8 protein-coding genes and 1 pseudogene are annotated in these 10146 nt (G+C 73.7%); 8 read left to right on the plus strand and 1 reads right to left on the minus strand.

Translation table 11 applies throughout. The annotated features are described in order from the left end of the window. From ACFY4B_RS23765 to ACFY4B_RS23795, 7 genes are all read left to right on the plus strand, one after another. A complete protein-coding gene (locus ACFY4B_RS23765) occupies positions 1 to 933 on the plus strand; it encodes a carbohydrate ABC transporter permease (RefSeq protein WP_074003192.1) in 933 nt (310 codons plus the stop codon). Beyond that, a complete protein-coding gene (locus ACFY4B_RS23770) occupies positions 930 to 1814 on the plus strand; it encodes a carbohydrate ABC transporter permease (RefSeq protein ID WP_387970764.1) in 885 nt (294 codons plus the stop codon). Before ACFY4B_RS23765 ends, ACFY4B_RS23770 begins: the two co-directional genes overlap by 4 nt. Further along, entirely contained in the window at positions 1811 to 3928 is a 2118-nt protein-coding gene (locus ACFY4B_RS23775) for a beta-galactosidase (protein ID WP_387970767.1), read from the plus strand. Before ACFY4B_RS23770 ends, ACFY4B_RS23775 begins: the two co-directional genes overlap by 4 nt. After that, complete coding sequence (locus tag ACFY4B_RS23780) at positions 3925 to 6096, plus strand: trehalase family glycosidase (protein WP_387970770.1); 2172 nt, start codon at positions 3925 to 3927, stop codon at positions 6094 to 6096. Before ACFY4B_RS23775 ends, ACFY4B_RS23780 begins: the two co-directional genes overlap by 4 nt. A gap of 42 nt (positions 6097 to 6138) precedes the next feature. Next, positions 6139 to 6855: a ribonuclease H gene (locus ACFY4B_RS23785; RefSeq protein WP_387970773.1), complete on the plus strand. Its 717-nt coding sequence runs from the start codon at positions 6139 to 6141 to the stop codon at positions 6853 to 6855. Positions 6856 to 6967: 112 nt separating this feature from the next. Further along, the gene (locus tag ACFY4B_RS23790) at positions 6968 to 7669 is read left to right on the plus strand and encodes a hypothetical protein (RefSeq protein ID WP_387970775.1); all 702 of its coding nucleotides are present in this window, start codon (positions 6968 to 6970) and stop codon (positions 7667 to 7669) included. A gap of 85 nt (positions 7670 to 7754) precedes the next feature. Next, positions 7755 to 7967 (plus strand): hypothetical protein, encoded by a 213-nt coding sequence (locus tag ACFY4B_RS23795; RefSeq protein ID WP_387970778.1) that lies wholly within the window; start codon positions 7755 to 7757, stop codon positions 7965 to 7967. 100 nt (positions 7968 to 8067) lie between these two features. Here ACFY4B_RS23795 and ACFY4B_RS23800 read toward each other — a convergent pair whose 3' ends face one another. Then, the gene (locus ACFY4B_RS23800; protein WP_387970781.1) at positions 8068 to 9357 is read right to left on the minus strand and encodes a hypothetical protein; all 1290 of its coding nucleotides are present in this window, start codon (positions 9355 to 9357) and stop codon (positions 8068 to 8070) included. Between the two features lie 342 nt (positions 9358 to 9699). Between ACFY4B_RS23800 and ACFY4B_RS23805 the strand changes: the two are divergent. Then, positions 9700 to 10146, plus strand: a pseudogene (locus ACFY4B_RS23805) (hypothetical protein); the annotation flags it as partial.

The raw sequence follows: 10146 nt of genomic DNA on the forward strand, positions 1-10146 counted from the left end.
ATGACCAGCAGCCTCCCGGCCACCCTGCGCAAGCCGTCGGCGACCACCCAGGCCGCCCCCGCCCGCCGCCGACGCTCCCCACGCACCGCCGCCTGGCTGTTCGCCGGGCCCACCACCGCGCTCTTCGTCGCCTTCTTCGCCTATCCGCTCGGCGCCAGCCTCTACCAGAGCTTCACCGCCCGCCGCGACGGCGCCGACGTCTGGGTCGGCCTGGACCAGTACCGGCGGATGCTGCACGACCCGGCCTTCCTGCACTCCCTGGTCAACACCGGCCTGATCCTCGCCGTCCAGGTGCCCGTGATGATCGGCCTCGCCCTGGTGCTCGCCGTCCTGCTCAACCAGTCCTGGCTGCGGTTCCGGGCCGGCTGGCGGGCGGTGTTCTTCCTGCCCGCGATCACCACCCTGGTCGCCTACGCCGTGGTCTTCCAGGTCCTGCTGCGCACCGACGGCGGCCTCGCCAACCAGCTCCTCCAGGCGCTCGGACTCGGCCCGGTCGACTGGCTCAACTCGCCCACCTGGGCCCGGATCTCGCTGATCGGCTCGGTCACCTGGCGGTGGACCGGCTACAACGCCGTCATCCTGCTGGCGGGACTGCAGGCGATCGGCCGCGACCAGTACGAGGCCGCCGCCCTCGACGGCGCCGGCACCGTGCGCACCTACAGCGGCGTGATCCTGCCGCAGCTGCGCCCGGTGGTGCTGTTCTGCGTCATCACCTCCACCATCGGCACCCTGCAACTCTTCGACGAGAACTACGTGCTGACCCGCGGCGGCCCCGGCGACGCGACCCTCACCCCGGTGGTCTACCTCTACAAGGTCGGCTTCCAGCAGCTCGACTTCGGCTACGCGGCCGCCATCGCCTGGGTGGTCGTGCTGATCATCGCGGCGGTCTCGCTGCTCCAGTTCCGGCTCTACGGAAGGGAACGCCGCCGATGACCACCGTGACCACCACTGCCGCCGCCACCACAGCGCCGCGTCGCGGCGGCCGCGCCCCGCTGCCCGCCCGCCTCGGCCGGATCGCCGTCCTCGCCGCCCTCACCCTCGGCGCCGTGCTCAGCCTGGTGCCCTTCGCCTGGATGCTGATCGCCAGCACCCACAGCAGCTCCGAACTGTTCCACTCCCCACCGCCGTTCCTGCCTGGCGGCAACCTGCTGCGCAACCTGGCGCACCTCCAGGAGACCATCGGCTTCGGCCGGGTCATGCTCAACAGCCTCGGGATCGCCGTCGTCTACACCGCGCTCAGCTCGCTGCTGTCCGCGATGTGCGGCTACGGGCTGGCCAAGTACCGCTTCCGCGGCCGCGGGCTGCTGCTCGGACTGGTGCTGGCGACCATGATGATCCCGTTGCAGGTGCTGCTCGTCCCGCTGTTCCAGATGATGGCCAGCCTCGGCTGGATCGACAGCTACCAGGCGGTGATCGTCCCCTTCCTGGCCAACTCCTTCGGCATCCTGCTGATGCGCCAGGGCTTCCTGGACTTCCCCGACGAACTGCTGGAGTCGGCCCGGATCGACGGCTCCGGCGAGCTGCGCACCTTCTACCAGGTCGTCCTGCCGTGCGTACGGCCGCAGTTGGGCGCGCTGGTGATCTTCACCTTCATGGGCCAGTGGAACGGCTTCATCTGGCCGCTGCTGATGCTCAACACCGAGGACAAGTACACCGTGCCGGTCGCGCTCAACACGCTGACCGGGCTGACCCACGTCGACTACTCCGGCCTGATGCTCGGCTCCTTCCTGGCCACGCTCCCGCTGATGGTGCTCTTCCTGCTCTTCCAGCGGCAGTTCGTGGCGGGCCTGCTGGGCGGAGCCGTGAAGGGATGACCGCGACCGTGACCACCGACCGCCTGACCGTGACCACCGACCGCCTCACCCGGGTGCCCGGCCTGCTGTACGGCGGGGACTGGAACCCCGAGCAGTGGTCCGAGCAGGTGTGGGCCGAGGACGTGAAGCTGATGGCCGAGGCCGGGGTCAACCTGGTCACCGTCGGCGTCTTCTCCTGGGCCCGCCTCCAACCCGACGCCGACAGCTGGGACTTCGGCTGGCTGGACTGCCTGCTCGACCTCTGCCACCGGCACGGTGTCGCCGTCGACCTGGCCACCGCCACCGCCTCCCCGCCCGCCTGGCTGGTCCGCGCCCACCCCGACCTGCTGCCCGTCACCGCCGACGGCGTCCGGCTGGAGTTCGGCTCGCGCCAGCACTACTGCCCCTCCTCGCCCGCCTACCGCGAGGCCGCCGTCCGGCTCACCCGGGCGCTCGCCGAACGCTACCGCCACCACCCCGCGCTCGCCCTGTGGCACATCCACAACGAGTACGGCGACCACGTCCAGGAGTGCTTCTGCCCCGCCTCGGCCGTCGACTTCCGCCGCTGGCTGCGCGAACGGCACGGCGGCATCGAGGAGTTGAACCGCTCCTGGGGCACCGCCTTCTGGTCGCAGCGCTACACCTCCTTCGAGCAGATCGAGCCGCCGCGCACCGCGCCCGGCCCGGTCAACCCCACCCAGCTGCTGGACTGGCGCCGGTTCTGCTCGGACGCGCTGCTCGCCCTGCACCGCGCCGAGAAGGCCGTCCTGGACGAGGTCTCGCCCGGCGTCCCCGTCACCACCAACTTCATGTCGATGCTCAAGGCGCTGGACTACTGGGAGTGGAGCCGGCACGAGGACCTCGTCTCCGACGACGCCTACCCCGACCCGGCCGACCCGCTCGCCCACGTCAACGCGGCGATGAACTACGACCTGATGCGCTCGCTCAAGGGCGGCCGCCCCTGGCTGCTGATGGAACAGGCCCCCTCCGCGGTCAGCTGGCGGCCGGTCAACGTGCCCAAGCGTCCCGGCCTCTACCGCCTCTGGTCGCTCCAGGCACTCGCCCGCGGCGCCGACGGCGTCCTGCACTTCCAGTGGCGCGCCTCGGTGGCCGGCGCCGAGAAGTTCCACAGCGCGATGCTCCCGCACCGGGGCACCGCCGCGCGCGGCTGGCAGGAGACCGTCCGCTTCGGCGCCGAGCTGCGCCGCCTCGGCGAGATCGCCGGCAGCCGGTTGCGCGGACGGGCCGCCGTCCTGCTCGACTGGGACAGCTGGTGGGCGCTGGAACTGGACGACCACCCTTCCGCCCGGATGCGCTGGCCCGAGCTGCTCCGCCCCTGGTACGCGGCGCTGCACGAGCGCGGCGTCACCGTCGACTTCGTCCCGCCCACCGCCGGGCTCGACGGCTACCCGCTGGTGCTCGCCCCCAACCTCTACCTGCTCGACACCGCCACCGCCGACCGGCTCACCGCCTACGTACGGGACGGCGGCCGGCTGGTCTGCGGCCCGTTCAGCGGCATCGCCGACCGGCACGACCACATCCACCCCGGCGGCCACCCCGGGCCGCTGCGCGAACTGCTCGGGATCGTCGTGGACGAGCACTGGCCGATCCCGGACGGCGAGACCACCGCCGTACGGCTGGACGGCACTGCGCCTGACGGCCCCCGGTCGGACGGCGCCGAGCCGCACGCCGAGCCGCACGGCGCCGACCTGCGCGCCGAGCGCTGGAGCGAGTGGATCGAGACCGAGGGCGCCGAGACCCTCGCCCGCTACGCCTCCGGCACGCTGGCCGGCCTCCCGGCCGTCACCCGCAACCGGCTGGGCGCCGGCACCGCCTGGTATCTCAGCTGCCACCTCGGCGCCGACACCGGCCGGGTGCTCGACCTGCCGCTCGCCGAAGCCGGAGTGGGCGCCGAACTGCCGGACCTCCCGGCGGACGTCGAGGCCACCCGCCGCCACGCCGCCGACGGCCGCCAGTACCTCTTCCTGCTCAACCACGGCGGCGTCGAACGCCGCGTGCCCCTCGACACGCCCGGCACCGACCTGCTCACCGGCGCCGCCACTGGCGACGCCGTCACCCTCGCGCCGCTCGGCGCCGCCGTCCTCCGACTCCCCGCCGCCGAGGAGCGCCCGTGAACCCGCTGACCCGCCGCCACTTCCTCGCCGCCTCGGCGGTCGCCGCCGCCGGCACCCTGGCCGCCCCGGCCGCCGCCCACGCCCAGGACGGACCGGACACGGTCGACGGCAAGCGCTACGCCGACGTCCTCGACCTGCACGGCACCCCCGCCCAGGCCTACCCCGGCGACGCCCGCGGCAACAACCCGATCACCGTCTTCGCCGACCTCGGCGCCTGGCACGCCTACGCCCTGCCCCGCCCCACCGACCCCCAGGGCGGCTTCACCGGCCCGCTGTACCTCGCCCAGGAGTACCCCTGGTGGCTCAGCGACGGCCTGACCCGCCTCCAGCTCACCGAACAGGGCCGCCCCCTGGACCTCACCGCCGGCGCCCCCGCCCGCGGCACCTCGCTGCCCGGCCTGCTGCGGCTCACCCACGACCTCGGCGGCGGCCTCGCCCTCACCCTGGACCTGCGCTTCGCCGGCAACCGCACCGCCCTGCTCCGCGCCCGGCTCGCCAACACCGGCCCGGCCGTACGGACCCTCGCCGCCGCCTGGACCGGCCGGCTGCTGCGCCCCGCCACCGGCCCCCAGCGCGAGGCACCGAAGCTGGTCGCCGCCGAACGCGGCGTGGAGGTGCGCTTCGCCAAGGTCCGGCAGACCTGGGACTACCTCACCGACGGCACCGAGCGCTTCGCCGTCCGCCACGCCCGGCCCGTCCGGGTCGTGCTGAGCGCCGACGGCGACGGCCACCGCACCGAACTCGCCGAGCCCGTACGGCTGGCGCCGGGGGAGACCCGCAGCCTGGACTGGACCGAGAGCTACACCTTCACCGAGGCCGAGTACGCCCGCGCCGCGAAGGAGGCGGACACCGCGCTGCGCACCCCGGAACGGGTCGCGGCGGAGGGCACCGCCCGCTGGCACGGGTACCTCGTCCGCGCCACCGAGAGCGTCCCGGCCGCCCGCCGCCGCACCGCCGCCAAGTGCGTCCAGACCCTCGTCACCAACTGGCGCAGCCCGGCCGGAAGGATCCGGCACGACGCCGTCACCCCCACGATCTCCTACAAGTGGTTCAGCGGGGTCTGGGCCTGGGACACCTGGAAGCAGGCCGTCGGCACCGCCGCCTTCGCCCCCGGCCTCGCCGCCGACCAGATCCGCGCCGTCTTCGACCACCAGGTCCCGTCCGGCTCCGCCGAGCGCCCGCAGGACGCCGGGATGGTCCCCGACTGCGTCTTCTACAACGACCAGACCACCGGCGGCGGCAACTGGAACGAGCGCAACTCCAAGCCCCCGCTGGCCTCCTGGGCGGTCTGGGAGGTCTACCGGCGCAGCGGCGACCGCGCCTTCCTGCGCGAGATGCTGCCCAGGCTGACCGCCTACCGGGACTGGTGGTACCGCACCCGCGACCACCTCGGCGAGGGCCTGTGCCAGTACGGCGCCACCGTCGACCCGGCCAACGCGACCGCCGAGGACTGCCGGGAGGCGGCGGCCTGGGAGTCCGGCATGGACAACGCCCCGCGCTTCGACACCTCCGCCGTCGTCCCCAACCGGGACGCGAACGGCACACTGCTCGGCTGGTCGCTCGACCAGCGCTCGGTCGACCTCAACGCCTACCTCGCCGCCGACCACCGCCACCTGGCGCTGATCGCCGCCGAACTCGGCGACCGGCCCGCCGCCGACCGGCTGCGCGCCGGCGCCGACCGGATCGACACCGCCGTGCGCGACACCATGTACGACCCGGCCACCGGCTGGTTCCACGACACCGACCTGGCCACCGGCGCCCGGCTCACCGCCCGCGGCCGCGGCATCGAGGGCGCGATCCCGCTCTGGTCCGGCAGCGCCACCGCCGCCCAGGCCCGTACCGTCCGCCGGCTGCTGCTCGACCCGGCCGAGTTCGGCACCGCCATGCCGTTCCCGACCGTGGCCCGCAGCTCGCCCTCCTTCGACCCCGGCGGCTACTGGCGCGGACTGGCCTGGCTCGACCAGACCTACTTCGCGATCGAGGGCCTGCGCCGCTACGGCTGGGAGCAGGACGCCCGGCGCACCGTCGAGCGGCTGCTCGCCACCGCAGCCGGACTGGCCGGGGACGGCCCGGTGCGGGAGAACTACGACCCGCTGACGGGGGAGGGGCACAGCTCGACCAACTTCAGCTGGTCGGCGGCGCTGCTGCTGCCCCTGCTGCGCACCTGAGCGGCTTTGTCTCCGGGCCGTCCGACCAGGCATGATCGGGGCATGGTCGAACGAGTCATTGCAGCGTGTGACGGAGCAGCCAAGGGCAACCCCGGGCCGGCGGGCTGGGCCTACGTGGTCGCGGACGCCACCGGGGCGCCCCAGCGCTGGCAGGCCGGCGCGCTCGGGCACAGCACCAACAACGTGGGCGAGCTGACGGCGCTGCGGCAGCTGCTGGCCGCGACGGACCCGGCGGTGCCGCTGGAGGTGAGGCTGGACAGCACCTACACCCGCGACTCGGTGACCAAGTGGCTGAAGGGCTGGAAGCGCAACGGCTGGAAGACGGCGGCCGGCAAGCCGGTCGCCAACCAGGAGCTGATCCAGGCGATCGACGCCCTGCTGGAGGGCCGGGACGTCACCTTCGTGTACGTGCCGGCCCACCAGGTGGACGGCGACCCGCTGAACGCCATCGCCGACAAGGCCGCCAGCGACGCCGCCCGCACCCAGCAGGACGCCTCCGGCACCGCCGCCGACCTGCCCGTCCCCGACCCGGCCGCCGCCTCGAAGGCCCCCAAGGCGCGCACCACCCGGCCCGCCGCCTCCGGTAGCACCGGCGCCACGGGTAGCACGGGCGCCGCCAAGCGGAGCGGCGGCTCGCGAACCCTGAACGCCCGCTTCCCCGGCACCTGCCCGTGCAGCCGCGGGTACGCCAAGGGCGACAAGATCACCAAGGTCGGCAGCTCCTGGGGCCACCCGGAGTGCGCCGCCGCCCACGCCTGACCTGCCACCCACGCCTGACCCGCCGCCCCGTCCGACCGCGAGTACGCCGACGCCGCCGGGTGAGTATCCGTACTCATGCGGCGGCCCGGCCCGGCGGTGAACGATGGTGATCATGAGGAATCGCGCAACGAAGGACGGCCCGGGCCGCCGCACGGCCGTGCGGGTCACGGCGGTGGCCGGGGCCGCCGGGGCCCTGGTGCTCGGCACGGTCGGGTACACGGCGTACGGGGCGGCGGAGGCGGCCTGGACGGGCAAGCCGTACCCCGTGGCGGACCCGGCGGCCGTCGCGCGGCACCTGGACGCCCGGACGCAGACCGTCTACGAGGCCCTCGCGCTGCGCCCGGAGGCGACACCGGCTCCCGACCACCGCGGGGACGACGGGATCACGGCCCGGATCTACGGCGCCTGCTCCGCCCGGGGCCTCTCCCACCTCCTGGAGAGCATGAACGACACCGGCGCCGACCAGCCCCGCACGGCCGCCCTGCGCGCCCGCTTCACCCTCACCGGGGTCACCCGGCCCGAGTGGGAGGAGGCGGTCGGACGGGCCCGGCAGAGCCTGACCGCCCAGGGCTGGACGGTCGCCTCCTCCGACGAGTCCGCCCCGGTCCCCAGCCTGACGCTGACGCCGCCGGACACCGGCCCCGGCTCCCTCGCGGAGAGCGCCTCGCTGCGCTTCGACCCCGCGTACCACACCCTCGAGGTGAGCGCGGGCAGCGAGTGCGCCCGCTACCCCGACGGCACCGCGGTGGACCAGGAGGGCCGCCCGGCCGACCTGCCGACCGGCACGGCGCCGACCCGGCCGCCCGGCCGGTGACCGCGGCCGGCTCCGGCCGGAGGTGAACAGCCGGGCGCCGCGCACCGTACAGACGAGTGGGCGGGCCCGAAGGGAGGTGAGCCCGGTGATCGTCTCGGAGACGGCGGAGTTCCACGTCGGGGACAGGGTGTGGGTCTACCGCGAGTCCTCCTTCGCCGCGGTCGAGTGCGCCGTCGTGGTCGGCGCCCCGGCGGACCGCAGCCTGCGGCTGGAGTACGGGGACGGTCACCGCGGCCACCTCCGCGAGGGCCGGGTCGAACTGCTCGACCCGTGCTCCCGGCGGCCGTCGGGTGGCTGACCGATGAGGCGCGGCCGGAAACGCGCGACCGGAAACGCGCGACCGGAAACGCGCGACCGGCCGACCGCTCGGGGGCGGTCGGCCGGTCGGGTCGGTACGGCTACGCCCCGGCGGGGGCGGTCGTCCTGGCGATCTCCTTGATGTCCTGGAAGGTCAGACCGGCCTCGTTGTAGACGCGGGCCCGGACCTCCGGGATGCCGAGCGCGGCGAGCTCCTTGAGCTGGGCGGCGGTCAGCGGAGCGGCGGCGGGAAGGTCCTCCGGGTCCTCGTCGTCGGAGTCGTCCCCGGCGGTGGCCAGGCCCAGCACCGCGTCCATCAGCTGCTCGTCGGTCACCTTGACGGCGTCGGCCGGGGCCTGGACGTTCGGGGCCGCCTGGCTGAAGGCGAGCTTCACCGGGAAGTTGACGCCCGGCTCCACCTTGTCGGCCAGCTGGGCGAGGTCGAAGGTGGCGGAGGAGAAGGCGCCGTCCTTCAGGTAGAGGTCGACGCCGATCCTACGGTCCGGCACGTCGCTCGGGGCCTGGTCCGGGAAGTCGCCCAGCTGCTTGGGGAACTTGGCGGACAGCGGCTTGACGGCCTTGAACATCTCGTCCACCAGCTGCCGGGCCGGGGCGCTCACCCAGAGGTGCTCGGTGCCGTCCTTCTTGCCCTTGTCCTCGTACGTGACGGTGCGGCCGATCACGTCCTTGATCGAGTTGAGGAGCTGGTTCTGGAGCTCCGGGTCGAGCGTGGGGGCGGCGCTCGGGGCGGCGGCCTTCTTGCCGTCGGACTCCTTCGCCTGGTCCGCGAGCGACTGGAGGTCGAAGGAGACCCACTTGCCGGCCAGCATGTCCCCGACCGGCTTCAGCTGCTCGGGCATGCCCTTGCGCAGCTCGTCCACCACGGACGGGTCCTCGCCGGCCAGCTTCACCAGGCCCTTGGCGTCGGCGTGCAGGTATCCGGTGGCGTCGACCTGACGGTACTCCAGCAGCGCGGTGCCGCTGCGGTCGGCGAGCACGTAGGAGACGCGCACCGACTTGTCGAGCGTCAGGTCGGTGTTCTTGTCGGCCTTGGCGGCGTCCCTGAAGGCCTCGACGTCCTTGAGCGGCTTGTCGGCCGAGATGGCGACCGAGACGGAGAGGCCGGAGATCGCCTTGGCGGTCTTCTCGTCCATGTCGCCGTCGCCCCGGGCGGCACCGATCATGCCCTTGCCGCCCTTGTGCTCACCGGAGTTGGCGAACGCGGCGACCTGCTCGGGGGTGGCGTCGATGGAGAGGGTGAAGCCGGCCGACTTGCCGTCGCGGACCTTGTCGAAGGCCTTCGACACCTTCTGCGCGGCGGACAGCTGCTGGACGGTGCCGCAGGCGGTGAGGCCGGTGGCGAGCACGGAGGCGGTGACGGCGACGGGCACGGCCCCACGGGCGGCCTTGCGGATGGCGGTGTTGATGGTGCGACTCCTGTTGATCGGGCCCGCCCGGTGAGGCGGACCGGTCCCTCCCCTGTGACGCACAACGCCACAGCGCCCACACATGTGATCACATTTTCGGCAAGAGGTCATTCGATTATTTGGCGTGGTCTTTAACCAGATCGGCCAAAAACATGACCAAAACCCGGAAGTCGGGCCCGAGGAGCCTTCCTGATTCCCGGAATCCCGCACGCCGACGGGCCGCCGTTCGTACGATCGGCTCCGTCCGGGACCGGCGCGAGCCGCTGCCGGCCGAGGGAACCGGTGGGAGGGGGAGCGATGGGGCCCGTGGGCTGGATCCTGACGGTCGTGCTGGTGGCCGCCGGAGCGGTGGCCTGGCTGATGCTGCGCTACCCCGGGGGCTGGCGGTGCGCCTTCGGCCCGGAGTACGCCGAGCACCGGCGCGACCTGGACGCCGCCCGAGGGAAGCTCCGCGACCTGAAGCGCGAGGCGGGCCGCGAACGCGGCAGGGCCCGCTCCGCCGTCGAAGCGGCCGAGCGGGCCCACGCGAGCCGGGTCGGCGAGGCCCGGGCGCACCTGGACCGGCTCCGGTCCCCGGACCGGGGGTCGCTGAGGTCCTCCCTCGGGGACAGCCTGCGGCTGTACGACCCAGGGCCTGTCTTCGAACTCGCGTCTGCGGGGCGACGCTCCCCCAGCCTTCGGCCGGGAGGTACCCCCAGGGCACAAGCGCACCTCGCCGCGTTGTCGTCGGTCGCCAATGGCCCCCAGCCTTCG

The sequence above is a fragment of the Kitasatospora sp. NPDC001261 genome (genome assembly GCF_042896795.1).
Taxonomy (GTDB): Bacteria; Actinomycetota; Actinomycetes; order Streptomycetales; family Streptomycetaceae; genus Kitasatospora.

What these genes read in the sequence shown, in the direction of transcription:
- ACFY4B_RS23765 (WP_074003192.1), top strand. Translation starts at nt 1, where the DNA reads ATGACCAGCAGCCTCCCGGCCACCCTGCGCAAGCCGTCGGCGACCACC.
- ACFY4B_RS23770 (WP_387970764.1), top strand. Translation starts at nt 930, where the DNA reads ATGACCACCGTGACCACCACTGCCGCCGCCACCACAGCGCCGCGTCGC.
- ACFY4B_RS23775 (WP_387970767.1), top strand. Translation starts at nt 1,811, where the DNA reads ATGACCGCGACCGTGACCACCGACCGCCTGACCGTGACCACCGACCGC.
- ACFY4B_RS23785 (WP_387970773.1), top strand. Translation starts at nt 6,139, where the DNA reads ATGGTCGAACGAGTCATTGCAGCGTGTGACGGAGCAGCCAAGGGCAAC.
- ACFY4B_RS23790 (WP_387970775.1), top strand. Translation starts at nt 6,968, where the DNA reads ATGAGGAATCGCGCAACGAAGGACGGCCCGGGCCGCCGCACGGCCGTG.